The following is a 25,342-nucleotide window of genomic DNA, read 5'->3' on the forward strand; positions in this document are numbered from 1 at the left end:
CACGGGGGAAACGTGGATCGGCGAATCGGCAGGGTGATCATCCTGGGTGGCGGCACCGCCGGATGGATGACCGCCTCCTACCTGGGCAAGGCCCTTCAGAGCACGGTCGACATCACCGTCTTGGAAGCGCCGGCCATCCCGAAGATCGGGGTGGGCGAGGCGACCGTCCCGAATCTACAGCGTGTCTTCTTCGATTATCTCGGCATCCCCGAAGAGGAGTGGATGCGGGAGTGCAACGCGAGCTTCAAGATGGCGGTGAAGTTCGTGAACTGGCGCACACCGGGCGAGGGCGAGGTGACGCCGCGACTGGTTGACGGCCGTTCGGACCACTTCTACCACCCCTTCGGGATCCTCGGTTCGCACGATCGGGTACCGCTGTCGCACCACTGGTCGGACCGCCACCTGCGCGGTGAGACGACGCTGCCCTACGACTACAGCTGCTTCGTCGAACCGGCCCTGATGGACGCGAACAAGGCACCGAAGCTGTCGGACGGCAAGGCGGTCGTCAACTACGCCTGGCACTTCGACGCGCATCTGGTCGCGGACTTCCTCCGCCGGTTCGCCACGGAGAAGCAGGGCGTGGCGCACGTGCAGGACGAGATGACCGAGGTCCTGCGGGACTCCCGCGGTTTCATCACCGCGCTCAGGACGAAGACCGGCCGAACGCTCGAAGCCGATCTGTTCGTGGACTGCTCGGGTTTTCGCGGCGCTCTGATCAACAAGGTCATGGAGGAGCCGTTCCTCGACCAGGGCGACCACCTGCTGTGCGACAGTGCTGTCGCCTGCCCGGTGCCGCACGATGATGAGAAGCACGGCGTCGAGCCCTACACCACCGCGTTCGCCATGAAGTCCGGCTGGGCGTGGAAGACCCCGATGCTCGGCCGGTTCGGCACCGGCTACGTGTACTCCAGCGAGTTCGTGGAACGCGACCAGGCCACGGTGGACTTCTGCCGGCTGTGGGGCCTCGACCCGGAGGGCACGTTCAACCACATCCGCTTCCGCGTCGGCCGCAACCGGCGGTCGTGGGTGAAGAACTGCGTGAGCATCGGATTGGCCTCGTGCTTCCTCGAACCCCTGGAGTCCAGCGGCCTCTACTTCACCTACGCCGCGATCTACCAGCTGGTGAAGCACTTCCCCGACCGCAGCTTCGACCAGGTGCTGATCGATCGCTTCAACCGGGAGATCGCCGACATGTTCGACGAGACTCGGGACTTCATCCAGGCGCACTTCTACTTCTCACCGCGCGAAGACACGCCCTTCTGGCGTGCCAACAAGGAGATCGTGCTGTCGGCCGACATGCGGGAGAAGGCCGCGATGTACCGGGCGGGCCTCCCCGTGAACCCGCCGATCGTCGGCGAGGGCGCGTACTACGCGAACTTCGAGGCGGAGTTCAAGAACTTCTGGACCAACGGCAGCTACTACTGCATCTTCGCCGGGCTCGGTTTCCTGCCGGAGCACGAGGCTCCGGTGTTGGCGTACAAGCCGGATTCCGTTCCGGTGGCCGACCGCCTGTTCGCCGAGGTGCGGCAGCGGCAGTCGGAACTGCTCACCGTGTTGCCCTCCTCGTACGACTATCTCCGTGAGCTGCACGCACGATGAGGCCGCGCGATCAGGAAGGACCGCCTGCGAGCGACTTCCGCGAGCTGATGAGCCGATTCCCCACCGGTGTCGCGATCGTGACCACAGTGGACGATCGAAATGACCCGGTCGGCATGACCTGCTCGTCACTGACCAGCGTGTGTGTCACTCCGCCGACCCTGCTGGTGTGCCTGCACACCGCCGGAACGACGTTGCGCGCGGCGCGGGCGCGACGTGCGTTCTCGGTCAACCTGCTCGAGGCGGATGCCCGCCGCGTGGCCGAGGTGTTCTCGGCTTCCGGACAGGACAGGTTCGGTGCCGTCGGGTGGCGGCGTTCCCCGATGGGGATGCCCTGGCTGGACGAGACGGTCGCGGTCGCGGACTGCGCGGTCGTGCGGATGGACAAGGTGGGGGACCACACCGTCGTGTACGGCGAAGTGGCCAGTCTCGCGGTGCGCGAGGGCAGGCCCCTGCTGTACGGAATGCGCAACTTCGTCCAGTCCTCTGTGGACTGGTTCGGGACGAAGGTGAGTTGAATGCCGTCCAACGTCGCTCTGCCACTGCACTTCTTCATCCAATTGCCGAACCGCGCGCCCGTCCTGCTCGAAGGCGGGGTGCCGCGATGACTGCGCAGGGAGCCGGGCAGTTGCACGATGCACTGGCGCGATGGGCGACGCTGAGGCCCGACGAGACGGCCGTGACCGCCCCGGATGGCGCGTACACCTTCGCAGAGCTGGCGGATCGCACCGATCAGTTGGTTCGCGTGCTTGCCGCCGAGGGGGTCGGCAGTGGCAGTGGTGTCGCAGTCGCTCTCGGTCGTTCCCGTAGCGGACCGGCGGCGCTCTTGGCGCTGTGGCGGCTCGGTGCGACCGCGATCCTCCTCGACGAGCGCCACCCGGCAGACCGGCTCAACTTCGTGTTGCGGGACTCCGGTGCGGAGTTCGTCCTCGCCGATCGGCTGCCGGAGGGCGCGGTTCCTCCGAGACTGCGACGGGTGGACCACGGCGGCGACGTGCCGCCACTGCAGACACGCGCGGTCGCCGTCGATGTCGACAGCTGCGCCTATGTCGTCTACACGTCCGGCACCACAGGCTGGCCCAAGGGCGTCGAGGTCAGCTACCGGGGGCTCGGATGCTTCCTGGACGCCTTGGCCACCCTGGGCCTTCCGGCCGGCGGCACCGGGATCAACGCCGTATCGCCCGCGTTCGACGGCTGGCTGTGGTGTGCCTTGCTGTACCTGTTGCACGGGCAGGGGATGGCGATCATCGACCTCGCTGCCGAAGGTGGTCAGGCTGACCTGGCGGGACGGATCGCGGAGATAGCGCCGCGCACGGTGTGCCTGACCCCGTCGTTGCTGCTCGGCTGCCTGGACGCCATCGGCTGTGCAGAGGTCGTGGTCGTGGCGGGGGAGCCGTGTCCGCCGCAGGTGGCCCGGCAGCTCACTGACGCACACCGCGTTCTCAACGTCTACGGGCCGACCGAGACGACGATCGCGGCGACCTGGGCGGACACGGCACGAGGTGACGACGTGCAGACCATCGGCCGGGCTCTGCCCGGATACCAGGTGCACGTCCTGGACGAGCGGCGCCGGCCGGTCGGGGTCGGCGTGGTCGGCGAGCTGTACATCGGTGGGCCCGCGGTCGCCCGCGGATACCGCAACCTCGCCGGGCTGACCGCCGCGCGGTTCGTGCCGGACCCGTTCGACGGCGTGGGCACTTGCATGTACCGCACCGGCGACCTGGTGGTGGTGCGCCGGGACGGACAACTGGAGTACGCCGGGCGCGCCGACGATCAGGTCAAGGTTCGCGGGTACCGGATCGAGTTGGGTGAAGTGGACCGGGTGGCGTCAGGGCATCCGGGTGTGAGGGCCGCGGCGGCGTTCGTGGCGCGGTCGGGTGATGTTCTCGGCTTGGCGGTCGTCGCGGAGCCCGGTGCCCGGATCACCGGTCCGGAGCTGCGTGAGTACTGCGGCCGCCTGCTGGCCGGCGCGGCCGTCCCCGCGTTCGTGGAGGTCGTCGCGGCGTTGCCGACCCAGGCCACCGGCAAGATCGACCGCGCGGCTCTCGTACGTGACGTCGTCCCGTCGGGAACGCCCCGCGGGCGGGCGCCGGAAACCGCCCACGAGCACGAGGTGTGCAGGGCGTGGGGCGACCTGCTCGGGCAACCCGTGATCGACGTCGATGCCGACTTCTTCGAAATGGGCGGCCATTCGTTGCTGGCCGCGCAGGCGATCGCCGGGTTGCGCCGGACGACCGGCGTTCGGTTGACCATGGAGGACCTGCTGGCGGAACCGACGGCCGCCGCACTGGCGAGCCGTCTGGACCGGCTCGTCGTCGAAGCCGGAGAGAGCGCCTGATGACCGGGACGTGGTTGGTTCCGTTCCACTCCGAACCCGTCGCGCGCGCGTGGTGTGCCTGCCACCAGCGGGCAGCGGGTGCCGGTTCTTCCGCTCCTGGCAGTCCGCCGCGGGTACGGGCGTGTCGGTGGTCGGTGTGCAACTCCCAGGCAGGGAGAACCGGTGGCGTGACCCCGCGCCGGCGGATGTGGACGACGCGGTCGCCGCTGTGGTCGGGGAACTCGTCGGCCTGGGCGCGTTGGAGCAGCCGGTGGTGATTTTCGGGCAGAGCTTCGGCGGCCTGCTCGGGTACGAGGTGGCACGGCGGCTCGGTGACGGCCACGGCGCGTGGCCTGCCGCCCTGGTCGTGGCGGCGTGCCGGCCACCGCACCTGTGGATCGGAGCTGGACGCGGCCTGGTCGACGACGACCAGGCCTTGGAACAGTTGCTGCAAGAGCGGGCCCTCGACGAATACGAACTGGACGAAGGCAGCCGGCAGCTGATGCTCGACATGCTGCGGCGCGATGCGCGGCTCTCGCTTACGTATCGCGATCCGTGTGGCGCCACCGTGTCCTGCCCCGTGTGGGCATGGGGTGGCCGGGACGACGGAACTGTGACTGCCGAGCACCTCGCCGGCTGGGATCGCTACGCGGGCGCCTCGTTCCACCACCGTCAGTTCGACGGTGGGCACTACTTCCCAGGGCAGCACACCGATCTGGTGGTGGCACTGCTGAGGGACATGCTGCCGAACCTGATGAGAGGGAGCGCATCTGATGACCGGTGATCCCGGCGTTTTCCTGCTTGCGGTGCTGGTCGACGAGGAAGGCCGATACGGGCTCCACCCGGCCGACGCGGTCCCGCCTGACGGTTGGTCTCCGACCGGTTTTCATGGCACCGAGGACTCCTGCATCAGATTCGTGGACGACAGCCAGGCCGGCCAGCGGCCCGGAACGCGGTGAGGTGCTGACGTGGACATCGACCTGACTGACGGACAACTGTTCGCGCGCAACGAGTTCTGGGCGGCGCTGGCACACCTGCGCCGCCACGACCCCGTCCACTGGCACCCCGACGACGATGGCGGTTTCTGGGTCGTCACCCGCTACGACGACGTTGTGGGTGTCTACAGCGACCCAGACTCCTACAGCTCGCGTTATGGCATGCGCCTCGGCGGGAACCCCGATGCCGTCGCGGCGGTGGCTCAGCGGATGCTGATCGTGTCCGACCCGCCGGATCACACCCACCTCAAACGGGTGTTCGCCAAGTCGTTCACGACGGCCGAGATGCACCGCGTTGACGGGCTCGTGCGGCGTGTGGTCCGGGATGTCCTCGCCGACGCGGTCGAGGTGGGCGAACTGGACTTCCTCGACGTGGCCAAGAAGATCCCCAACCATGTCGTGTGCGCTCTCATGGACGTCCCCCGCTCGGACTGGGAGTGGATCGGGCAGGTCACGACCGACGCGTTCGAAGGCGCGGACGAGGCGACCAGGGCGGGCGCGCACAGCGAGATCTTCCTGTTCTTCACCGAACTGCTCGCCGAGCGGCGAGCGCGTCCCGGCGACGACTTCGTCAGCCGCATCGCTCTGGACCGGAGGGCGACGGACGATCCAGCAGGCGGACGTCCGCTCAGCGACGAGGAGATCGTCTTCAACTGCAACGGTGTGCTGGCCGGCGCCAACGAGACGACGCGCTACTCGGCGGCCGGCGCGGTGCTGGCGCTCGCGGAGAACCCCGACCAGTGGGCAGTCCTGCGCGCAGGCGGTGCGCAGGCGGCGCCGACGGCAGTCGAGGAGGTGCTGCGGTGGACGGTGCCTGGTGTGCACGCTTTGCGCACCGTGGTTCGTGCCACGACGGTAGGCGGTGTCCACATCGGAGTCGGCGAACGGGTCACCGTCTGGAACGCCTCGGCCAACCGGGACGAGGCGGTGTTCGACGAGGCCGACCGGTTCCGCGTAGGACGGGCCGCCAACCGGCACATCACTTTCGGGGCGGGCCGGCACCTGTGCTTGGGCTCCCGGCTCGCACGCTTGGAACTGACGGTGTTCCTGGAGGAACTCGTCGCCCGTGTCCGCGGGTTCGAACTCGTCGCCGAGCCGACGTACAACGCGTCCAACTTCACGTGGGGGCTGAGGAACCTGCCCGTGCGACTGCTCGCCGCCTGAACGATCCCGGAGGGAAACGATGACGGAACTGCACCTGCTGGTTGTCCGGCACCAAGCCGCACCGGAGGAAATCGCGAAGCACACCCCTGGGCACATCGCCTACCTCGACCGGTATCACGCGTCCGGTGTCTTCCTGGTCTCTGGTCAGACCCTGCGGGAAGAGGAGGGCGGTGCCATCGTCGCCGCCGGGGTCGACCGGGCCGAGATCGAGCGCATCGCCGCCGAGGACCCGTTCCTGAGCAACCGCGTGTCGACCTACGAGATCACCACCATCACCGTGCGGCGCAGCCATGAACAGCTCACCGGCCTGGTTGGTGGCCGCACGGCGGGGCCGGCCCCCGTGGAGGCGTAGCGTGGACGACGATTCACGCCTGCGGACCGCCGTCGAGGACGTGCTCCCGCTCGCTGCCGAGCACGCGGCCGAGTCCGACCGTGAGGGCCGACTGGCCCCGACAGTGGTCAAGGCCGTGGTGCAAGCCGGTTTCGCCCGTCACTTCGTGCCTGTCGAGTGGGGTGGTCACGCGGGCACGTTCACCGACTTCACCCGAGCCGTCACCCGGCTCGGGATCGGCTGTGGCGCGGCCTCCTGGTTCGCCTCGCTCGCCGCAAGCCTCGGGCGGATGGCCGGCTACCTGCCAGGCGCCGGCCAGCGGCGGCTGTGGGAGGCCGGCGGACCCGACACCCTGATCGTGGGCTCCTTGATGCCCGCCGGCGTGGCCGAGCGGCAGGCCGACGGGTGGACCTTGCGGGGCGAGTGGCCGTTCGTGAGTGCCGTCGAGATGTCGGACTGGGCGTTGGTCTGCGCGCGGGCCGGATCGGAGAACCGGGTCTTCGCGGTCCCGCGTGCCGACTACTCGGTCCAGCGGGCTTGGACGAGCCTGGGCATGCGGCGACCGCGAGCCACACGCTGATCGTGGGTAGCGCACAGGTTCCCCCGTCCCTCACCTTCTCGCTCACCGATCTTCACGACGGCACGCCGATGGATTCGGCCGCCCCCTGCCACGCCGCGCCGCTCAAGTCGGTAACGGGACTGTCGTTCGTAGCGCCGATGCTGGGAGCAGCGCGCGCTGCCCAGGCCGAGTGGCTGCGACTGATCGCCGACCGCCGGCGAGCCCGGCCTCTGGCACCGTTGGAACAGGCCACGTACCAACTCGAACTCGGACGAGCCATCGGCGAGATCGACACGGCGCACCTGCTGCTCGAACGGGTCGCTGCGACCGCGGACGAAGGCAAACCGGGCAAGGTGCTCACCGCGCGAGCGGCCCGCGACTGCGCACTGGCCGCCGAGTGGCTCCACTCGGCGACCGACCGGCTCGTCCGTGCGGCGGGCACGTCCACGGTCTCGGCGGAGAACACGTTGGAGCGCATCTGGAGAGATGTGCGGACCGCCGCCAGCCACGGGAGCATCCGGGTCTCGTCCACTTCGGTCGCGTACGCCGACCTCCTCACTTCCGACCTCGATTGAAGGAGCACGGTTTTGTCCAAGACAGCACTCGTCACTGGCGCTGGTCGCGGTATCGGCCGTGCCATCGCCGTTCGGTTGGCCGCCGAGGGGTACCAGGTCGGTCTCACCGCTCGTTCCGCGGACCAACTCGCCGAGACGGCCAAGCTCGCCGAGGCCGAGGGCGCCACCGTGACGGCGGTTCCCGGCGATGTGACCAATGCTCGCGACGTGTCCGAGGCCGTGCGCGTGGTCTCCGCGGAACTCGGGCCGATCGACATCCTGGTCAACAACGCGGGCTACGCGAGCCAGCCGATGCCGTTCACCGACATCGACCCGGACGACTGGTGGCGCGTCGTGGAGACCAACGTCCGAGGGCCACTGCTGTTCACCCACGCCGTGCTGGGCGGGATGGTGGAGAGGAACAGCGGATACATCATCAACATCAACTCGATGCAGGGGTCGAAGGTCGTCGGAGCCTCCTTGGCCTACGGCGTGTCCAAGGCAGCACTCATGCGCTTCACCGACGCGCTCGCAGCCGAGGTGGATGGGTCCGGAGTGGTGTTGGTCGACCTGAGCCCAGGCTTGGTGCGGACCGGCATGACAGCGAACCGCCCGGACCTCGACGCCCTGCCCGTTGCAGCTTGGTCACCTCCAGAGGCATGCGCGGAGAAGGTCGTCGCACTCGTCTCCGGCGCCTACGACGGACTCAGCGGCCGCTATGTGGCGCTCAACGACGACTTGGACGATCTTGTGAAAAGGCTCGACGGCGACGCCCGAGTGTTGCGCATGCAGCCACCGAGTGGGTGAGTCGATCATTGCCGCGAGGTGGTGATCCACGGGTCGACCTCGAGCGTTGTCGACGACGCCGAGGTCATTCCGGCCGGCGAATCCGTGCGTATCGGGTTCTACGGTTCGTATCGCCACGCCAACTCCGTGCCTGGCGCCTTCACGCTGAACGACATGACCTGCACGGTGGAGTGAGGTGACGGCTCAACGGTGCCGGTCGGCCCTGTCACGGCGTCCCGGCTGGGACAGCGACCGACCGCGTGGGGTGGATGAGCCGGACGGCGAGGGCGAGCAGGAGTGCGGCGACCGCGACGACGAGCAGGGCGGTGGGCAGTCCAGTGGTGGCGTCGGCCAGCGCGAGGATCGCAAGTGGACAGACGAACTGGCCGATGAACATGGCGGAGGTCCAGATTCCGGTGCCGCGGCCGCGTTGCTCGAAGGTCAGGCTGCCCAGCGCCCATGTGAGCAGGGAGGGGAGCATGAGACCGTTGCCGAGACCGGCGACCACGGCGCCGAGCACCGCGACCGGTACTGACTGGGCCAGCGCGAGGCCGAGGATGCCGAGCCCCGAGAGCGCGAACGCCGCCGGGACGGTGACGGCTGGACCGAGCCGCGCGACGCGGGGGAACAGATAGGCCGCGACGGCGGTGGCCAGGGAGCCGAGGGCGCTGGCCAGACCGATGGTGGCGGTGGACGTGACGCCGATGCCGTCGAGCACATAGGACAGTTCGACGATGAGGACGTAGAAGACAAGACCGCCGATGAGGGTGACGCCGACCGGGGCCAGCAGGCCGCGCCACGGCAGAGGCGGGAGCTTCTCGCGGGTGTGGTGTTGCGGTGGTTGCCAGATCACGCGAGCCGCGACGAACGCGAGTGGCAGGCTGATCGCGTAGAGCCAGAACGGGGTACGCCAGCCCAACGAGCCGAGCAGGCCGCCGACGGCGAAGAAAACCGTTGCGGCCACGGTGGTGTAGACGGTCTGGAGGCCGAAGTACCGCTCCCGCTGGGGCCCGTGGAAGTAGTCGGCGAGCAGTGTCGTGCAGCAGGTCATGATCGCGGCTTCGGTGAGGCCGACCAGGACCCGGCTCGCGACGATCAGGGGCAGGGACGACAGCCACAGCGGCGCGGTGCCGACGACGGCGTACACGGCGAGAGCGCCCACCAGCAGCCGTTTGCGGCCGAGCCGGTCGACGACGCGGCCCGCTGTCGTCGCGGTGAGGCCGATGATCAGGGCCGGAACGGTCAGGACGATGGGCGTGAGGGTGGCGACGCCCGGCGTGTCGGCGAAAGCGTCCTGGATGAGGGGCAGCACCGGGGCGAGCAGCACAGCGCCGAGCACGGCCAGGCAGCTGGCCAGCAGGAGGACGACGGCTTGGGCGGTGCCCGCCGGACGCCCGGTGGCGGGGTCCAGGGTGGCGGTGAGCGGGGGAGCGGAGTCCGTCACTGGCTTCTCCGGTGAAGTCAGGGGCCGGCTCTCGACGCCGGCGTCACTGACGTCGAAGTGTCAGCGCGGTGCGGCATGAGCGGAAATCACTTCTGCCGAAGCTGCGTATCAGCGGCGTCGATGCGGGTGGCGCGGACGACGAGGTCTCGGAGGTAGCGGTGCTCGGGGTCGTTGTCGTACATCGGGTGCCACCACATCGCTTCCACCAACGGGCCGACCTCGAACGGGCACGGCAGGGCCCGCACCCCCAGCTCGTCCGGAATCCGGTCGGCCAGGCGTCGTTGCAGCAGTGCGACGCGGTTCGTGCCGGCGACGAGTGCCGGCACGGTCAGGAACGTCTCGGTGACCACCTGGACGTGCGGTTCGATGCCGAGCATGCGCATCTGCCGCGCGGCCGGCGTGGACGCGGTGGGGCCGTGGTAGGTCACGACCCACGGCATGGTCTCCAGCTGCTCGACGGTGAGCGAGTCACCGATCTCGGTGTTGGCGGCGGCGACCAGGCACACCCATTCGTCGCGGTAGAGATCGTGGTGGGAGAGGTCCTCGACGAACCCGTGCGGGATGACCAGCAGGTCGATGTTGACCAGCACCTGTGCGGCTGCGTCGACCATCTTCGGGGTGTTGGCGGGGAACCGGAGCCGTGTGCCGGGTGCCTCCGCGGCGAGCAGGGCGGCGATCCCGGTGCCGAGGACGGCGATGCCGTAGTCACTCATCAGCAGCGAAAACTCCCGAGTGGACAGTGCGGGGTCGAAGTGCGGCTCGGCCGCGAACACCCGTTCGGCGCCGGCGAGCGCGACCCGCACGCGTTCCTTGAGCTGCAGCGCGAGCGGCGTGAGCCGGTACTGGTTGCCGGCTCGTGCCAGCAACTCGTCGTGGAAGTGCCGGCGCAACCGGCCCAGCTGGGCCGACACAGCGGGCTGACTGAGCCCCATCCGCTCAGCCGCGCGGGTCACGCTGCGATCCTGCAGCAGGGCGTCGAGTGCCACGAGCAGGTTCAGGTCCAGCCGCGCCAGGTTCATGACCGGGCACGGTATCAATACCGTCGATACCATACATCAACGATTTCGGCTTCCCTGATACTGCTCTGACACAGACAGTTAACTCGTGGACCGAACCGATCCCGAGGGCGCGATCGCGGCAGCCGCCAAGCGGTGCTCCAACTGGGGCCGCTGGGGCGCAGACGACGTTCTCGGCACGCTCAACCACCTCGACGAGGCGAAACGCCGGGAGGGCGCCGCACTCGTCCGCCGGGGCGCCAGTTTCTCGCTGGCGCAACGATTCGACGCGAACGGCCCGCAGAAGGGCTGGCGCCGACGGACCAATCCCGTGCACACCATGCTCGACACCGGCACGGACGCCGAGCGCGGCACGCAGGGTTTCCCGCACGGCATCGGCGGGGCCGACGACGTGATCTCCATGCCGTTGCAGGCCTCGACGCAGTGGGACGGCCTCGGCCACATCTTCGACCACGGCGTCGCCTACAACGGCCGGCGCGCCGGCGACGTCGTGACCAGCGAGGGCGACCGGATCACCGGCATCGAGACCACGGCCGGGCTGATCGCGGGCCGCGGCGTGCTGCTCGACGTCGGCCGGGTGTTCGGTGCTGGCCAGAAGGGTGGAGCAGAGGGTGAGCTGCCCGACGGCTTCGCCATCACCCCCGACCACCTGGAGGCCACGATCGCCGCGCACGGTGACACCGCACGGGTCGGCCGGGGCGACCTGCTCCTCGTGCGCACCGGGCGGTTGACCAGGGCGCGGCGGGAGGGCTGGGGCGACTACGCTGGTGGGGACTCGGCCGGCCTGTCTTTCTCCACTGTGGACTGGTTGCACGGCACGGAGATCGCCGGGGTCGCGACCGACACCTGGGGCGTCGAGGTGCGACCCAACGAGTTCGACAACGCGTTCCAGCCGCTCCACCAGGTGGCCATCCCGCACATCGGCCTGTTCCTCGGTGAGATGTGGGACCTCGACGCGCTCGCCGACGACTGCGTGGCCGACGGGGTCCACGAGTTCTGGCTGACCGCGGCCCCGCTGCCGGTGACCGGCGCGGTCGGTGCCCCGGTCGCCCCCATCGCCGTCAAGTAAGCAGGACAAAGGAGTCCTCATGCCTTCTGTCGACAACGTGCTGGTGGTCGGCGCCGGTCTCGCCGGGACCGCGACGGCGATCCTGCTCGCGCAGGAGGGCGTCGCGGTCGACCTCATCGAGGTCAAGCCGGACATCGCCGCGATCGGTTCCGGAATCACCTTGCAGGGCAACGCCTTGCGCGAGTTGCGCCGCCTCGGCGTGTGGGAAGGCGCCAGGGCGGCCGGGTTCTGTTTCGACAACCTCGGCCTGCGCGCCCCCGACGCCGACGGCACCCTGCTGTTCGAGGTGCAGGACGTGCGCAGCGGCGGACCGGATCTGCCGGCCACGATGGGCATGCCTCGGCCCACACTCGCGCGGATCCTGCTGGACCGGGCAGCCGTTGCCGGGGTGAAGACCCGCTTCGGGACCACCGCGACGCGGCTGGACCAGGACGCCACCGGCGTGGACGTGACCCTGTCCGACGGCTCGAGCCGCCGCTACGACCTCGTGGTCGGCGCCGACGGCATCCGCTCCGCGATCCGCCGGATGGTCGGCATCGAGATCGAGCCCCGGCCCACCGGCATGGGGATCTGGCGGGCGTTCGGGCCGCGCCCGGCGTCGGTGACCCACACCGACCTGATCTACGGCGGCCCCTGCTACATCGCCGGATACACGCCGACGGGCGCGGACTCGCTCTACGCCTACATCGTCGAGGACGCCCAGGACCACACCGGACTGGGTCCTGAGCAGCGGCTCGCGGAGATGTGCCGGCTCGCTGCCGCCTACCACGGGCCGTGGGACGAGATCCGGTCCACGCTCGACGATCCGAGCCGGGTGAACTACACACGGTTCGAGACGCACGTGCTGCCGCCGCCGTGGAACCGCGGCCGGGTCGTGCTGATCGGCGACGCCGCGCACTCGTGCCCACCCACTCTTGCGCAGGGCGGTGCACAGGCACTGGAAGACGCGGCGGTGCTGGCCGAACTGCTGCTCACCAACGACGTCCTCGACGACAACCTGTGGGACGTCTTCACCGCCCGCCGCTACGACCGTGCCAAGACGGTCGTGGAGGCGTCGAACCAGATCGGCCAGTGGCTGCTGGACCGCGAACAGGGCGACGTGCCCGGACTCGTCCGCCGCATCGGTGACCTCGTGTCCCAACCGGCCTGAAGGGAATGCCCGTGACAGAACCACTCATCACCCACCTGCGGCACGTCGACCTGGCCGTGCCCGACCTCAAGCGGCAACAGGAGTTCTTCACCGGGGTGTGGGGCCTGACCAAGGAGCACGGTGACACCGGCATCTCGTTCCTGGCCGCCGAGGGCTCGCCGGAGCAGTACGTGGTCCGGTTGCGTGAGGCCGCGGACAAGCGGATCGACCTGATCGCGTTCGGTGCCGCGACACCCGCGACGTGGATGCGTTGGCCGCCCGGCTGCTCGTGGCCGGGGTGACGCTCGTGCACGAGCCGACCGCACTCCAGACCCCCGGCGGCGGGTACGGGTTCAGGTTCTTCGACAACGAAGGCCGTACCGTCGAGATCAGCGCCGAGGTGGCGATCCGGCGGCACCGCAGGATCGAAGTGGGTGAGTCCGTCCCTGTGCGACTGTCGCATGTGGTCATCAACTCGGCCGACCCGGAGGGCACCCGTGCCTTCTACGAGCGCCATCTCGGGTTCCGCCTGTCCGACACGCTGATGCACCCGCGCATGGGCGAGATGATGTACTTCCTGCGGATCAACTCCTGGCACCACAGTCTGGCGATCGCCCGCGGTCCGCACCCGTCGCTGCACCACGCCTCGTTCGAGCTGCGCGGGCTCGACGAGTACATGCGGGGCACCGGCCGGCTGCTGCGGGCCGGGGTGGAGAAGATCTGGGGCCCTGGGCGGCATCTGGCGGGCAACAACACGTTCAGCTACTTCCTCGACCCGCACGGCAACACCGTCGAGTACACGACCGAGCTGGAGCTGGTCGACGAGGACACCTGGCACCCGCACCTCTACGACTTCAGCCGGCCCGAGGTGTCCGACCAGTGGGGCACGGCGAACTCGATGAACGAGTTCGTCGCGCGGAAGTCGTTCAACGACCTGGACAAGGGCCTCTTCGTGGCCCCGCCGGTCTGATGCGCTTCGCCACCTGCGAACACCGCGGAGCTGTGCGTGCGGGCGTCGTCACCGACGAGGGCATCCACCCCTTCTCGCGCGGTGTGACCGTGCTCGACCTCGTGCGGTCCGGCTTGCCGGCCGCGCTGGACGCGGGCAGGACCGCCCTCGGTGAAACGCCTGTACCGCTTGACAAGGTCCGGCTGCTGCCGCCGCTGGACCCGCCGACCGTGCGGGACTTCGTCGCGTTCGAGGAGCACGTCGAGGGTGTTGTCGCGAGCGTGTCCGGAGGCAGTGGTGTGCCACCGGAGTGGTACGAGGCGCCCACGTTCTACTTCACCAATCCCTACGCGCTGCTCGGCGCGCACGACGACGTCCCCATCCCGCCCGGCTCGCGGCTGTTCGACTTCGAGCTGGAGGTCGCGGCCGTGATGGGCCGTGACGGGACGTCGCTGAGTCCCGAGCAGGTCGAGATCTTCGGCTACACGATTCTCAACGACTGGTCGGCCCGCGATCTTCAGCGCCGGGAGATGAAGGTCCAACTGGGCCCGGCCAAGGGCAAGGACTCGGCCACCACGCTCGGGCCCTGGCTCGTCACCGCCGACGAGCTGGAGTCCTATAAGGACAGTGACGGTTTCCTCTCCCTGGACATGCGGGTGTCGGTGAACGGCGTCGAGATCGGTCACGACCGGCTGTCCAACATGGGCTGGCCGTTCGAGGAGCTCGTGGCGTACGCCTCCCGTGGCACGTGGGTGCGCGCCGGTGACGTCCTCGGTTCCGGCACCTGTGGCAACGGCGGCTGCCTGGCCGAGCTGTGGGGCCGCGGAGGCGAGCAGAGCCCGCCTCCGCTGCGTGCGGGAGACGTCGTCGAGATGACGGTCGAGGGCATTGGCACCATCCGCAACACGGTCGTGCCAGGCGTGGACCTGCCGCCGGTTCGCCCGGCCCGCACCAGGACGCGGTCGCGATGACCGGCGGAAGGGTGGCCGGCAAGGTCGTGCTCGTCACCGGCGCGGGCCGGGGACAGGGCGCTGCCGAAGCACGCTTGCTGGCCGCCGAAGGCGCCACTGTCATCGGTGTCGACCAGACGGACGTGCCCGCGGAGGATCTGCCCGGCGTCGACTACCGGCGGCTCGACGTCACCGACTCCGCGGGCTGGGCCGACCTCGTCGCGGGTGTGGGCAGGGTCGACGGCCTGGTCGCGAACGCCGGCATCACCTGGCGGGCTCGCCTGGACGAACTGGACCCGGCCGACCTGGCACGGGTGCAGGACGTCAACGTCGGTGGCGTCCTGCGCGCGATGCAGGCCGTCCTGCCGCTCATGCCGCCGGCGGGTCGATCGTCGTCGTCGGTTCGGTCGCCGCGCTGACGGGCCACTTTCCCATCGCTTACACAGCAAGCAAATGGGCCCTGCGCGGCCTGGTGCGCGCCGCGTGCCTCGAGCTGGGTGCCCGCGGAATCCGGGTCAACGCGGTGCATCCCGGCTACGTCGAAACCCCGATGACCGCGTCCGCGTCACCCGCGTTCCGTGACGCGAACATCGCCGAGACCCCACTCGGCAGGACCGGCACGGCGGACGAGATCGCCCCACTCGTCGCGTTCCTGATCAGCGACGAAGCTTCGTTCATCTCCGGCGCCGAGATCCCCGTGGACGGCGGCCTGACCGCCCACGGCGGCGTGAAGTCGATCAGTGAAGCAGCACGAACCTGAGAGGAACCCCGGTGTACGAGTACTTTCCCGGCAACTACGTCTGGAACCTGGGCGTGGTCGCCACCCTCAACAGCGGCGGCCTCATCGACGAGGTCGACCGCGCCTGCCGCCCCATCCGCGAGGCCGCCACCCGCGGCGAGGACGCCGGCACCACGGAGTTCCTGCGGGCCTGGACCGCGCTCACCGACCAGCTCGTCAGGCAGGCCGAGGAAGCCGAGAAGGCGGGCCACACCCGGACGGCCGGGCAGCTGTACGCCAGGGCCACCAACTACCTGTGCCAAGCTGAGCGGCTGCAGAGCCCGACCGCGCCGGGAAGGCTCGACACCTATCGCCGCGTCCTCGAACTGCAGCAGAAGGCGTTCGACCTCAAGGATCCTTGCATCACCCGCGTAGCGATTCCGTACGAGGGCACGACGTTGCCCGCGTACTTCAGTTCAGCCGGTGACCACGCACCGGTGATGATCATGTGGAACGGGCTGGACTCCACCAAGGAGCACATGTACTCCTCGGGGCACTGGGAGGAGCTGGCCGCGCGCGGGATCTCGTGCCTCATGGTCGACTGCCCCGGCTCCGGCGAAGCGTTGCGCGTGCAGGGGCTGACCGCCCGCGTCGACACCGAGGCCTGGGCCACCGCGTGCGTGGACTACCTCGAAACCCGCGACGACGTCGACCACGACCGGATCGGGCTCGTCGGCTGGTCCCTGGGCGGCTACTACGCCCCACGCGCCGCCGCGTTCGAGAAGCGCCTTGCCCTCGTGGTCGCCTGGGGTGCCAACCACGACTGGGGCGCCGTGCAACGCCGCCGCCTCGAACGGGAAGGCGAGCGCCCGGTCCCGCACTACTGGGAACACGTGCTGTGGGTCTGGGGCCACGACAACCTCGACACGTTCCCCGACTTCGCCGACGGCGTGAACCTCGACGGTGTGGTCGAGCAGATCACCGTGCCGTTCCTCATCTGCCACGGCGAGAACGACCGGCAGATCCCCGTCGCCTACGCCCACCGCTCCTACGAGCAGGCCGTCCACAGCCCCAACCGTCAGCTGCGACTGTTCACCGCTGAGGAGGGCGCGACCGAACACATCGGGCTCGACCACCTGTCCCACGTCAGCACCTACATCGCCGACTGGGTCGCCGACACCCTCGTTCAAATGTAAGGATTGACACATGTTCGCCTGAGGTGGACCCAACGCAGGGCGGCGCGATGGCGGACCGGAGATCGCGTTCGAGGAACGGCTCAAAGGGACGATGGCGGGCGCGGAGATGTGCACCTTCGACCCGCACGTCCAGAACATGCACCGCGACGACCTCGAACTGCTGCTGGACACCTCGTGGAGCCGGTGCGTCAAGCTCTCCAGGGCGATGAAGGACCGCGGCATCAAACAGAGTTCGGCAGCGGCACCTTCTTCGGCATCCAAAAAGGACTGTGGCGACATCCTGCCCTCCGGCGCCCAAGGCGATGGCGGCAGCTTCGCCTGGTCCGATCGGCGATTTGCATCGGCAGACTGGTGGTTGAGACCTGTCTCGAACTGTCTCGGCACGATTGACGACTGTCCGGGCGGGAGCGTTCTGTTCCGCCCGACCGTCCATGTCGCCACGTGATTGATCAGGTCCTGGACTCAAGCCCCTGGGACGAGGCCGGTGATCGTGGCTGGGTCGACGCCGCAGACGCGCAGGACGCTCCTGGCGAGCGCTTCGGTGGCGTCCGGCAGTGCCATCCGCCCCGCGTTCACCGCGTCTCCCGCCGCGTGGCCGAGAGTGACGACGGCGGTCGCGAGCCATGAGGTGGGGACGTCGTCGGTGAACTCGCCGGACTGCCGGCCTCGGGTGAGCAACCGGTCGAGGTGGTCGGCCACTGGTTGGTGCCGAGTGTGGTCCGCTTCGGCGTCGGCCGTGGTGGTGGCGATGTTCAGCAGTAGTGGGTAGCGCTGGAGTGTTCGCCAGCTCGCGTCGAGCAGGCGAAGCAATGCGTCGGCCGCGGGGCCCTCGTCCAGGCGTGCGGCATCCATTTCGGCGACCGCCTCGCCGGTGATCGCGTCGATCACCGCGCCGATGAGTGCCTCACGGGTCTTGAAGTGGGCGTAGACGGTCTGCCGACTCACCCCGGCTGCGGCGGCGATGTCCTCGACGCTCGCGTTGGGTTGAGCGGCCAGGATCTCCTTCGCGGCCAGCAGGATCGCGCTTGCGCTGCGGTCGGCGTCGGAGCGGCGTCGCCGCCGCCGGGGAGTCGCTATCTCGGACACGTTGTCAAGATTAGCAAGAGTCGTTATGTTTGACGGCATGTCAGACTTAACGAGTGGGGTTGGTCGTCGCGATGTGCTGCGGGCGGGCGCGGCCATGGTGGCCGCGGGGACGGCAGCCGCAGTGGTGCCCGCTGGTCGGGCCGCGGCGGCATCGGGGCAACGCGTCCTCGCACTGACCGGCGTGACGGTCGTCGACGCCACCGGGCGCCCACCTGGGCGCGATATGACCGTGCTCGTCCGCGAAGAGCACATCGTCGCGGTCGGCCGCCGGGGCGCGGTTCAGGTGCCGGCCGGTGCGAAAACCCTTGACCTACCAGGGAAGTTCGTGATCCCCGGTTTGTGGGACGCGCACGTGCACAGCATCCCCTCCGAGCGGATCTCACTGCCGCTGTACCTGGTCAACGGCATCACGTCGGTCCGGGAGATGTCCGGCTCGGCGCTGCTGCACGAGTGGCGTGACCGGGTTGGTCGCGGCGAGTTGCTCGGGCCGAGGTCGGTCATCGCGGGACGGATCGTCGACGGCGCACCGACCATCGGCGACCCGGCGGCCTTCGTCGAGGTCGCCACCGAGGCACAGGCCCGGGAGGCGGTCCGGCAAGCCAAACGGGACGGCGCGGACTTCGTGAAGGTGTACTCGCGGCTGTCCGCCGACCTGCACCGCGCGATCGCCGAGGAGGCATGTCGGCAGCGGATACCGTTCGCCGGGCACTGCCCGGACGCGGTCCCGCTCGGCACGGCCAGTGCGGCGGGCCAGTACAGCATCGAACACCTGTACTCGACCTGGTACGACACCTCGGCCCAGGAGGAGGAATTGCGCGCCCGGATCGCCGGGCTGACGATCGGCCGGAGCGACTACGTCGCCTGGATGCACGAGACCCACCGGCTGGAGTGGGACGCTGCCCGCAGTTACAGCCCGAGGAAGGCCGCGGCGGTGTTCGCCACGCTGGCCCGCAACCGCACCCGCATCGTTCCCACCCTCGTGGTGTACCGGGTGCTGGACCGGCCGGACGAGGTCGCGCTGGACGACGAGCGATTGAAGTACGTGCCGGTGGCGGTGGTCGAAGGCTGGCGCTGGGCGCTGGAGAACATCGTCAAGGCAGGCTGGACACCGGAGGAAACCGCCCAGCGGCACGCTCTGCTCGATCAGCGGCTGGCGTTCGTCGGCGAACTGGCCCGTGCCGGCGTGCCGGTCGTCGCCGGGACCGACGCCGGTGACATGCCGTTCGTCATCCCTGGGTTCAGCCTGCACGACGAGCTCGCCTCGCTGGTGCGCGCCGGGCTCTCCCCGCTGCGGGCGCTGCAAGCGGCGACCATCGAACCAGCACGCATGCTCGGCCTGGACGACAGGCTCGGCACGGTGTCGCCCGGCAAGCTCGCCGACCTGGTGGTGCTGGACGCCGACCCGCTGGCCGACATCCACAACACCACCCGCGTCCACACCGTGCTCACCCGAGGACGCGTCATCTCCCCGGAACAACGCACCCACATGCTCGCCGACATCGCCGCCGCGGCGGCCGAGCCCGCCACGTCCTGAACTTCCAGCCGACTCCCGAAGTCGTTGCCGCACAACCAAACCCTGAGGAGATTCTCATGCCGATCCGACTGGTCACCGGGCTCGCTCTGCTGTCCACCGGCCTGCTCGCGGGCGCGTTCGGCTACGGCGCGGTCAACGTGGCGACCACGTTCAACGTGGTGCCGCTCGACGTGCGCCTGACCTTCCACTCGGCACTCATGCAGATGAACGGCCCCGTCATGCAGACCACGATGGCGCTGGCCGCACTGAGCTCGCTCGCCCTGGCCGTCATGGCCCGCGGCACGCACCGGTACCTGGCGGGTGCGGCCGGTGTGCTGGCCGTCGCCTCGTTCCTGATCACCCGCTTCGGCAACGTGCCGATCAACGGCCGGATCAAGGTGTGGGCCGTCACCGCACCGCCGGCCGACTACGCGACGCACCTCCAGCGATGGGAGACCTTCAACATCGTGCGCACCCTCACCGCGCTCATCGCGTTCGTGCTCGTCGTCGCCATCGCCGTCCGCGCAACCCGAACCCTGCAGACCGACCGCCGGCCCGCGCTCGCCTCAACGGCGTGACAACCGCGCCGACAGTCCACTTCAGACTCACAAGGAGATCATTCGTGCGTTCGGCAAGAACTCTGGCGTCCCTCTCGATCCTTGCTCTCGCCACGGCTCTCGCCGGCACTGGGGGCGCCTCGGCGGCACCCGCGGAACATGCCATCGCCGGCACGGCGGTCCGTTGGCACGCCGCCTGGTCTGCCTCTCCGCAGCGCCCGAGTGCCAACTTCACGCCCAACTGGTCCGAGCAGGGTTTCACCGATCAGACCGTGCGCCAGTCGGTGCGAGTCAGTCTCGACGGCGTGGCCGTACGGGTCCGGTTGGCAAACACCTACGGGACCACCCCGCTGACCGTCACCGGTGCCACAGTCGCGCGCGGCTCGGGCGGTGCCGCCGCGCGGCCAGGATCTGTTCGTCGCCTGACCGTCGGCGGGGCCTCGGCCTTCACCGTCCCGGCCGGCGCCGAACTCGCCAGTGATCCGGTGTCCCTGTCCGTCAGAGCGCTGGATTCGGTGACGGTCACGCTGTACTTCGCCGTCCCGACCGGACCCGCGACCTACCACGCCCAGGCGATGACGGCGAGCTACCGGGCCACCGGCGACCGCACAGCCGACACGCGCGCTGCCGCGTTCACCGAATCCACCGCGTCCTGGTACTACCTCGCCGGAGTCGACGTCATCGGCGCGGTGTGTCGCCGGGAAGGGTTGGTGCTGTTCGGAGACTCGCTCACGGACGGCTACGGATCCACCCCGGGCGCGGACAACCGCTACCCCGACGAGCTCGCCGAGCGGCTGGCCGCCACCGGACACCCGCGCGCCGTGCTCAACCAGGGCATCGGCGGCAACCGGATGATCGTCGACTCCGCCTGGCTCGGCGACAAGGCCACCACCCGGTTCCACCGCGACGTCCTCGACCAGCCTGGCGTGGGCGCGGTCATCGTGCTGGCAGGCATCAACGACATCGGCATGAGCGAAGCCCGCCAGCCCCTCGCCGCACCCCACACCGAAGTGTCGGCCGCCGAGATCATCGCCGGACACCGCGACCTGATCACCAGAGCCCACGCCAAGGGCCTGCGGATCATCGGCGGCACGATGCCGCCGACGAAGGGATCGCGCTACTACACCCCGCTCAGCGAAGCCAAGCGGGACGAGGTCAACACCTGGATCCGCACCAGCGGCGAGTACGACGCAGTCGTCGACTTCGACCGCGCACTCGCCTGGCCCGCCGATGCTGACCAGTTCGACCCCGCCTACGACAGCGGCGACCACCTGCACCCCAACGACGCGGGCTACCGCGCGATGGCGGATGCCGTCGACCTCGCCGATCTCGGCTGACCGACCGCGATGCCCGGGCAAGGGGCAACCAGTGAAGAACACGCTCGTCGCCACCATCGGCGGGCACACCGCGGTGCTCGGCTGGGCTCCCGCAGTCTCAACCCGATCCGGAGCGCGTGGAAAACGCCGATCTGCTACCACTTCTGCTACCGCGACCCGCGAAACGGGGTTCTCGGCGTATGCAAAAAACCTGGAAGCCTCCGACCTTCGCAAGTCAGAGGCTTCCAGGTTGTGTGGGCGATACTGGGATCGAACCAGTGACCTCTTCGGTGTGAACGGATCCCGTCGAGTATCAGGCAGTTGCGCTGGGTCTCAGTACGATGGTCCTGAGCGGCATGAACAGCCGTCCTAGGTCTCGCTGATTCGCTGGCGTCTCGCTGGAGATCGCGCGTCTCAGCTACCAGATTTACTACCACCCTAGATTCCCGTGTGGCGTCCGGCGGCGGGGCGATTGGTTCAAAGCGCGATCCAGGCTGCGTGCAGTACCAAGCCTGGATCGCGCGAGCGCGTCCCGATCTCGGGCAGCCTTCGACACGTGCATTGAATTCCTGGGCTGCTCACCTTTGCCCAGGTCCATCCGCCGATTTCGTTGGTCAGCAGCTGAACGTCGGCGCCGGTCTGAGGGATCTGACCACCAAATCAGACGTCGGTCCACATCGTCGTGCATGACAGCGGCCCGTCCGACGACGAACCCGCGCAGGCGGCCAACCGGCCTGAGCGCCGTTTTAACAGTCGTCTCAGGTCCGCTCGGTATGAAGTAGGCATCGCCGGGCGACGCGGTCTCGGCCTCGGCAGCATGGCCGAACTCGCCGCATGGCCGAACTCGCCGCGCTACGGCGGCATGGTCAGCGCCGGCCCCGCACCGACGGCGGCTGGACCGTCCACGTGACCCTGAAAGGCAGCCATTCATGATCTCTGTGCTCGTGGTGGACGCCCAGCCGCTGCAGCGCTTCGGGTTTCGCATGCTGCTGGAGAGCACCCCCGACACCGAGATCGTCGGCGAGGCTGAGAACGGCGCCGAGGCCGTTCGGTGGGCCACCGAGCTGCACCCCGACGTGGTGCTGATGGACATCCGCATGCCGGGCGCGACGGGATCGAGGCCACCCGGCGCATCGTCGCCGCCAGTGGGCGTTCGCGAATTCTTGTGCTGACGACGTTCGACGTGGACCGGTACGCGTTCGCCGTGCTGCGGGCCGGGGCGAGTGGTTTCCTGCTCAAGGACACCCGCCCGGAGGAGCTGCTCGCCGGCATCCGGGCCGTCGCCGCCGGGGACGCGGTGATCGCGCCGGCGCTGACTCGGCGGCTGCTCGACGCGTTCGCTGACCAGCTCGACGATGACCTCGGCGGGCCCGTGCGGGAGGATCCCCGGCTGGACTCCCTGACTGGCCGCGAGCGCGAGATCCTCGTCGCCATCGGCCACGGCCTCACCAACGGCGAGATCGCGCAACGGTTCACGCTGTCGGAGTCGACGGTGAAGACCCACGTCGGGCGGGTCCTCGCCAAGATCGGCGCACGGGACCGGATCCAGGCCGTCATCCTCGCCTACGACATGAGACTCACCCGGCCGATTTAGCGCTTCATCTCGCGCGTCCGTCGGGGCGCGACCGTAGTTTCCAGCCGCACCGCACCGAGCCGAGCCGCTCCGCGTGATCGACCGCTCCGCTGTTTTTCGGTTTGTTGACCTCAATGAGCTTGCACACGTTCGACGCTTCATCAGGATTGCGGGGGAGACCGTCATGATGCCCGTGCACATCTCGTCGTCAGGGCACGACTGCCCCTCGCCCCGATCGGGTCGCGCCCGTGAACGCCCCGATCAAGGTCCTGCTCGCCGACGACGAAGGTCTCGTGCGATGTCGTCTTCAAAATCCTGCTGAATCTCGAAGACGACATCACCGTTGTGGGCCATCGCCTACCGAACAGGACTGGTCAGCCCAAACACGTGGCCTCGATCTCGTTCGCGGCATCGGAGCACCGCTCACGCACACCCGGCCACGGTATCTGACTGATCCGCCGGAGCTCCGAAGATCAGGTGAGCACGACCTGGCCCTCAACGACCTTGATCGGGATCTTGATCAGCGGTGCGGGTGCCGGCCCTCCGATCACCTGTCCGTTCTCGTCATAGGTGGCGCCGTGGCAAGGGCACCGGAATCCAGGGCCGATGTAGGAGACCGGGCAGCCCTGATGACTGCAGGTGGCGTTGAACGCCAGGAAGGTGTCCGGCGCCGGGCGCAGGAGATGGGCGGGCGTCCCGCTCGGCATCGTGAAGCTCTTCGACGAGCCGACGGCGATGTCGTCGACCGCAGCGATCACCGGGCCGTGGCTCACCGAGTCCGCAGGCGAGCCGGCAGGGCGCTGGGCGAGCGCCAGCACGCTGCCCGCGGTGACTCCGGCAGCGGTCGCGCCCCCGCGATCAGACCGCTCCGCAGCACCGTGCGCCGCTCGACGTCGTCCTGCACTGTCCCGTCTTCCTCCGGCGTGGGGTGCACCGGCAGGCCGAGCCCCGTGCCGCACCCTCGCACGCAGCCGGGCACTCAGTGACAACACCCCGGCGTCGCCCGCGATCAGCAACGGGGTCCAGGCGAAGGCGAACACGATGTCGGCCCCGACGTAGTACGGCCGAGTCGTCCAGCTCACCGTCAGGAAGAAGCTGAGCGAGAGGAGGACACCGCCGAGTGCGGCGAGCCGGGTGAACAGCCCGAGCAGGGTGGCGAGCCCGACCGCGATCTCCCCGAAAGCGATCGCCAGCCCGGCGACGGTCGCGTGGTCGGCGGCCAGCGAGACCAGCGGGCCGATCGGGGAGGTCGCGGCGGCGCTCACCATCTGCGCGTGGACACCGAGTGGGGAGGTGTCGTCCAAGTAGTGCGTGTCGAGGAGCTTGGAGAGACCGGCGTAGGCGAAGGTGCCACCTAGAAAAGCACGCAGCGGCAGCAATACCCAGACCGGCGACCGCCTCGGGGAATCCAAACGCAGCCGGGTCATGTCGTGGCCGAGTACACCGTCGTGGGCTGAGACACCTCAGTGAGTTCACGCATGTTCGACCCTCACGTCAGGACTTGCGGAGGGAGACCGTCATGATGCCCGTGCACATCTCGTCGCTGGTGCCGTCGCCCCACACCACGTAGCGAGGCGGCAGCTTGCTCAGCTGCGGCAGCCGTTTGCGCAACCCCGCGTCGTGCGTGCACGTCACCCGCAACGTGTCCCCCGGACCGATCTCCACCGGTGACTGCAGCTTCACCAGCCGCTGGTTGTCGAAGTCGAACTGCGGCACGTCCAGCACGACCTTGGCGTTCGGTGTGCCCGGGTTGAGTTCGACCTTGATGGCGCGCCCGAGCAGGTGCATGTGGCCGAAACCAGCGAACAGCGTCATCGGCTCCGGCACCTTGTGGTCGCAGGTCTGGGTGTTGCCGGGCTTCGGCGCGCTCTGGCCGCACTCCTCCAGCTGCTCGTCCGCGGTACCGCCGACCTCCGGCCCGAACCGCTTCGTCACGTCCGCGATCGAGGCTGCCCGGTCACAGAGCGGACCCGACTGCTCGGGGGCGAGGGCAGGTCGGTCGGCGCGTCGAGCGGCCATGTGACGAATTCCCGGGTCTGCGGCGTGCCGTCCGTCAGCCGCAGCCGCACCGCCGAGCGGTCCGACCCGGCCGGCTTGCCGTCGGTCGCGAGCAGGTTGTAGTGGAGCTGGAGGACGATCAGGCTGCCCGGCTCCAGCTTGAAGCCGGCGTCCTCGGTGAACAACGTCTCCGCGGCGCCAGGCGCCCAGGTGTCCACCCACGCCGCTTCCCCTTCTTCTACTTCGGCACCTTCCACGCCGGTCCCGCCGAAACACTGCCAGCCGAGGCCGGGGGTCTTCGCGTCCTGCTCGCGCACCGCGGCGGCGCCGCCCGGCGGCACCGCGTACACGATGGCGTGGTGCGCGATCGCGACGTTCTCAGGCGTGACCTGGGTCCCGGTCAGGAACGCCGCCTTGGTCAGGCCCGGATCGATCACCTGGCACCGGTACTCGTCCGTGCCGCCGCCCTCCGGCGGCGCGGGCGTGTAGGCCTCGGCCATCTTCAGGTCGACGAACCGCTCGCCGG

At 69.1% G+C, this 25,342-nt stretch carries 27 protein-coding genes and 2 pseudogenes; 23 read left to right on the forward strand and 6 right to left on the reverse strand.

Translation table 11 applies throughout. The annotated features are described in order from the left end of the window. Window positions 1-12: 12 nt before the first annotated feature. From FXN61_RS19375 to FXN61_RS19425, 11 genes are all read left to right on the forward strand, one after another. On the forward strand, window positions 13-1,599 hold the full coding sequence (locus tag FXN61_RS19375; RefSeq protein ID WP_312877856.1) for a tryptophan halogenase family protein: 1,587 nt from the start codon (window positions 13-15) through the stop codon (window positions 1,597-1,599). Beyond that, window positions 1,596-2,114, forward strand: coding sequence for a flavin reductase family protein (locus FXN61_RS19380; protein ID WP_167975464.1), 519 nt, complete (start codon window positions 1,596-1,598; stop codon window positions 2,112-2,114). Before FXN61_RS19375 ends, FXN61_RS19380 begins: the two co-directional genes overlap by 4 nt. An 86-nt stretch (window positions 2,115-2,200) precedes the next feature. Beyond that, window positions 2,201-3,934: a non-ribosomal peptide synthetase gene (locus FXN61_RS19385; protein ID WP_167975465.1), complete on the forward strand. Its 1,734-nt coding sequence runs from the start codon at window positions 2,201-2,203 to the stop codon at window positions 3,932-3,934. 52 nt (window positions 3,935-3,986) lie between these two features. Beyond that, window positions 3,987-4,697, forward strand: coding sequence for a thioesterase II family protein (locus FXN61_RS19390; protein WP_167975466.1), 711 nt, complete (start codon window positions 3,987-3,989; stop codon window positions 4,695-4,697). Continuing rightward, window positions 4,687-4,872 (forward strand): MbtH family NRPS accessory protein, encoded by a 186-nt coding sequence (locus tag FXN61_RS19395; protein ID WP_167975467.1) that lies wholly within the window; start codon window positions 4,687-4,689, stop codon window positions 4,870-4,872. Before FXN61_RS19390 ends, FXN61_RS19395 begins: the two co-directional genes overlap by 11 nt. Window positions 4,873-4,881: 9 nt before the next feature. Further along, entirely contained in the window at window positions 4,882-6,072 is a 1,191-nt protein-coding gene (locus tag FXN61_RS19400) for a cytochrome P450 (RefSeq protein ID WP_167975468.1), read from the forward strand. 19 nt (window positions 6,073-6,091) lie between these two features. Beyond that, window positions 6,092-6,424, forward strand: coding sequence for a YciI family protein (locus FXN61_RS19405; RefSeq protein WP_167975469.1), 333 nt, complete (start codon window positions 6,092-6,094; stop codon window positions 6,422-6,424). A 1-nt stretch (window position 6,425) separates the two neighbouring features. Continuing rightward, window positions 6,426-6,983 (forward strand): acyl-CoA dehydrogenase family protein, encoded by a 558-nt coding sequence (locus tag FXN61_RS19410; RefSeq protein ID WP_167975470.1) that lies wholly within the window; start codon window positions 6,426-6,428, stop codon window positions 6,981-6,983. A gap of 2 nt (window positions 6,984-6,985) precedes the next feature. After that, window positions 6,986-7,537, forward strand: a complete 552-nt coding sequence (locus FXN61_RS19415) for an acyl-CoA dehydrogenase family protein (RefSeq protein ID WP_167975471.1) — start codon at window positions 6,986-6,988, stop codon at window positions 7,535-7,537. 12 nt (window positions 7,538-7,549) lie between these two features. Next, entirely contained in the window at window positions 7,550-8,323 is a 774-nt protein-coding gene (locus FXN61_RS19420; RefSeq protein ID WP_167975472.1) for an SDR family NAD(P)-dependent oxidoreductase, read from the forward strand. 21 nt (window positions 8,324-8,344) lie between these two features. Beyond that, window positions 8,345-8,497, forward strand: coding sequence for a hypothetical protein (locus FXN61_RS19425; RefSeq protein WP_167975473.1), 153 nt, complete (start codon window positions 8,345-8,347; stop codon window positions 8,495-8,497). A gap of 31 nt (window positions 8,498-8,528) precedes the next feature. Here FXN61_RS19425 and FXN61_RS19430 read toward each other — a convergent pair whose 3' ends face one another. Together FXN61_RS19430 and FXN61_RS19435 are read right to left on the reverse strand one after the other, a co-directional pair. Next, window positions 8,529-9,746 carry an MFS transporter gene (locus tag FXN61_RS19430; RefSeq protein ID WP_167975474.1) on the reverse strand — a complete coding sequence of 406 codons (1,218 nt, stop codon included), beginning with the start codon at window positions 9,744-9,746 and terminating at the stop codon, window positions 8,529-8,531. Window positions 9,747-9,832: 86 nt separating this feature from the next. After that, window positions 9,833-10,765 (reverse strand): LysR family transcriptional regulator, encoded by a 933-nt coding sequence (locus FXN61_RS19435; RefSeq protein ID WP_167975475.1) that lies wholly within the window; start codon window positions 10,763-10,765, stop codon window positions 9,833-9,835. An 85-nt stretch (window positions 10,766-10,850) separates the two neighbouring features. Between FXN61_RS19435 and FXN61_RS19440 the strand changes: the two genes are divergently transcribed. From FXN61_RS19440 to FXN61_RS50145, 8 genes and pseudogenes are all read left to right on the forward strand, one after another. Beyond that, window positions 10,851-11,831, forward strand: a complete 981-nt coding sequence (locus FXN61_RS19440) for a cyclase family protein (RefSeq protein ID WP_167975476.1) — start codon at window positions 10,851-10,853, stop codon at window positions 11,829-11,831. 19 nt (window positions 11,832-11,850) lie between these two features. Further along, window positions 11,851-12,981, forward strand: coding sequence for an FAD-dependent oxidoreductase (locus tag FXN61_RS19445; RefSeq protein ID WP_167975477.1), 1,131 nt, complete (start codon window positions 11,851-11,853; stop codon window positions 12,979-12,981). Window positions 12,982-12,992: 11 nt separating this feature from the next. Further along, window positions 12,993-13,262, forward strand: a complete 270-nt coding sequence (locus FXN61_RS52305; RefSeq protein ID WP_246291751.1) for a VOC family protein — start codon at window positions 12,993-12,995, stop codon at window positions 13,260-13,262. Further along, on the forward strand, window positions 13,223-13,930 hold the full coding sequence (locus FXN61_RS19450) for a VOC family protein (RefSeq protein WP_312877857.1): 708 nt from the start codon (window positions 13,223-13,225) through the stop codon (window positions 13,928-13,930). Before FXN61_RS52305 ends, FXN61_RS19450 begins: the two co-directional genes overlap by 40 nt. Continuing rightward, the gene (locus FXN61_RS19455; RefSeq protein WP_167975478.1) at window positions 13,930-14,880 is read left to right on the forward strand and encodes a fumarylacetoacetate hydrolase family protein; all 951 of its coding nucleotides are present in this window, start codon (window positions 13,930-13,932) and stop codon (window positions 14,878-14,880) included. Before FXN61_RS19450 ends, FXN61_RS19455 begins: the two co-directional genes overlap by 1 nt. Beyond that, window positions 14,877-15,619, forward strand: a pseudogene (locus FXN61_RS19460) (SDR family NAD(P)-dependent oxidoreductase). Before FXN61_RS19455 ends, FXN61_RS19460 begins: the two are co-directional and overlap by 4 nt. 11 nt (window positions 15,620-15,630) lie before the next feature. Continuing rightward, window positions 15,631-16,773: an alpha/beta hydrolase family protein gene (locus FXN61_RS19465; RefSeq protein ID WP_167975479.1), complete on the forward strand. Its 1,143-nt coding sequence runs from the start codon at window positions 15,631-15,633 to the stop codon at window positions 16,771-16,773. 91 nt (window positions 16,774-16,864) lie between these two features. Further along, window positions 16,865-17,218 carry a hypothetical protein gene (locus FXN61_RS50145; protein WP_188135252.1) on the forward strand — a complete coding sequence of 118 codons (354 nt, stop codon included), beginning with the start codon at window positions 16,865-16,867 and terminating at the stop codon, window positions 17,216-17,218. Between the two features lie 17 nt (window positions 17,219-17,235). On the opposite strand, the gene FXN61_RS19475 is transcribed toward FXN61_RS50145, so the two are convergent. Beyond that, entirely contained in the window at window positions 17,236-17,859 is a 624-nt protein-coding gene (locus FXN61_RS19475; protein WP_312877858.1) for a TetR/AcrR family transcriptional regulator, read from the reverse strand. 37 nt (window positions 17,860-17,896) lie between these two features. Between FXN61_RS19475 and FXN61_RS19480 the strand changes: the two genes are divergently transcribed. The 4 genes and pseudogenes from FXN61_RS19480 to FXN61_RS19495 all read left to right on the forward strand — a co-directional run bounded on the left by FXN61_RS19480 (window position 17,897) and on the right by FXN61_RS19495 (window position 22,839). After that, a complete protein-coding gene (locus FXN61_RS19480; protein WP_167975481.1) occupies window positions 17,897-19,393 on the forward strand; it encodes an amidohydrolase family protein in 1,497 nt (498 codons plus the stop codon). A 56-nt stretch (window positions 19,394-19,449) separates the two neighbouring features. Continuing rightward, window positions 19,450-19,950 (forward strand): anthrone oxygenase family protein, encoded by a 501-nt coding sequence (locus FXN61_RS19485; RefSeq protein ID WP_167975482.1) that lies wholly within the window; start codon window positions 19,450-19,452, stop codon window positions 19,948-19,950. A 44-nt stretch (window positions 19,951-19,994) separates the two neighbouring features. After that, complete coding sequence (locus tag FXN61_RS55470) at window positions 19,995-21,266, forward strand: SGNH/GDSL hydrolase family protein (RefSeq protein ID WP_167975451.1); 1,272 nt, start codon at window positions 19,995-19,997, stop codon at window positions 21,264-21,266. 908 nt (window positions 21,267-22,174) lie between these two features. Next, window positions 22,175-22,839 (forward strand): annotated as a pseudogene (locus tag FXN61_RS19495) (response regulator). Window positions 22,840-23,291: 452 nt separating this feature from the next. Here the strand turns inward: FXN61_RS19495 and FXN61_RS19500 are convergent. The 3 genes from FXN61_RS19500 to FXN61_RS19510 all read right to left on the reverse strand — a co-directional run. Beyond that, complete coding sequence (locus FXN61_RS19500; RefSeq protein ID WP_167975483.1) at window positions 23,292-24,245, reverse strand: Rieske 2Fe-2S domain-containing protein; 954 nt, start codon at window positions 24,243-24,245, stop codon at window positions 23,292-23,294. A 67-nt stretch (window positions 24,246-24,312) separates the two neighbouring features. After that, window positions 24,313-24,753 carry a monooxygenase gene (locus FXN61_RS54400; RefSeq protein ID WP_167975484.1) on the reverse strand — a complete coding sequence of 147 codons (441 nt, stop codon included), beginning with the start codon at window positions 24,751-24,753 and terminating at the stop codon, window positions 24,313-24,315. Then, the coding region (locus FXN61_RS19510) for a hypothetical protein (RefSeq protein ID WP_223165516.1) at window positions 24,750-25,342 on the reverse strand (593 nt) is incomplete at its 5' end. The genes FXN61_RS54400 and FXN61_RS19510, both read right to left, overlap by 4 nt.

The sequence above is a fragment of the Lentzea indica genome (assembly GCF_012184385.1).
GTDB classification, from domain to species: Bacteria; Actinomycetota; Actinomycetes; order Mycobacteriales; family Pseudonocardiaceae; genus Lentzea; species Lentzea indica.

Excerpts from the sequence above, each read along its gene's own strand:
- FXN61_RS19445 (WP_167975477.1), top strand. The coding sequence starts at position 11,851 with ATGCCTTCTGTCGACAACGTGCTGGTGGTCGGCGCCGGTCTCGCCGGG.
- FXN61_RS19500 (WP_167975483.1), bottom strand. The coding sequence starts at position 24,245 with ATGACCCGGCTGCGTTTGGATTCCCCGAGGCGGTCGCCGGTCTGGGTA.
- FXN61_RS19435 (WP_167975475.1), bottom strand. The coding sequence starts at position 10,765 with ATGAACCTGGCGCGGCTGGACCTGAACCTGCTCGTGGCACTCGACGCC.
- FXN61_RS50145 (WP_188135252.1), top strand. The coding sequence starts at position 16,865 with ATGGCGGGCGCGGAGATGTGCACCTTCGACCCGCACGTCCAGAACATG.
- FXN61_RS19455 (WP_167975478.1), top strand. The coding sequence starts at position 13,930 with ATGCGCTTCGCCACCTGCGAACACCGCGGAGCTGTGCGTGCGGGCGTC.
- FXN61_RS19485 (WP_167975482.1), top strand. The coding sequence starts at position 19,450 with ATGCCGATCCGACTGGTCACCGGGCTCGCTCTGCTGTCCACCGGCCTG.
- FXN61_RS19480 (WP_167975481.1), top strand. The coding sequence starts at position 17,897 with ATGTCAGACTTAACGAGTGGGGTTGGTCGTCGCGATGTGCTGCGGGCG.
- FXN61_RS19385 (WP_167975465.1), top strand. The coding sequence starts at position 2,201 with ATGACTGCGCAGGGAGCCGGGCAGTTGCACGATGCACTGGCGCGATGG.
- FXN61_RS19405 (WP_167975469.1), top strand. The coding sequence starts at position 6,092 with ATGACGGAACTGCACCTGCTGGTTGTCCGGCACCAAGCCGCACCGGAG.
- FXN61_RS19380 (WP_167975464.1), top strand. The coding sequence starts at position 1,596 with ATGAGGCCGCGCGATCAGGAAGGACCGCCTGCGAGCGACTTCCGCGAG.
- FXN61_RS19395 (WP_167975467.1), top strand. The coding sequence starts at position 4,687 with ATGACCGGTGATCCCGGCGTTTTCCTGCTTGCGGTGCTGGTCGACGAG.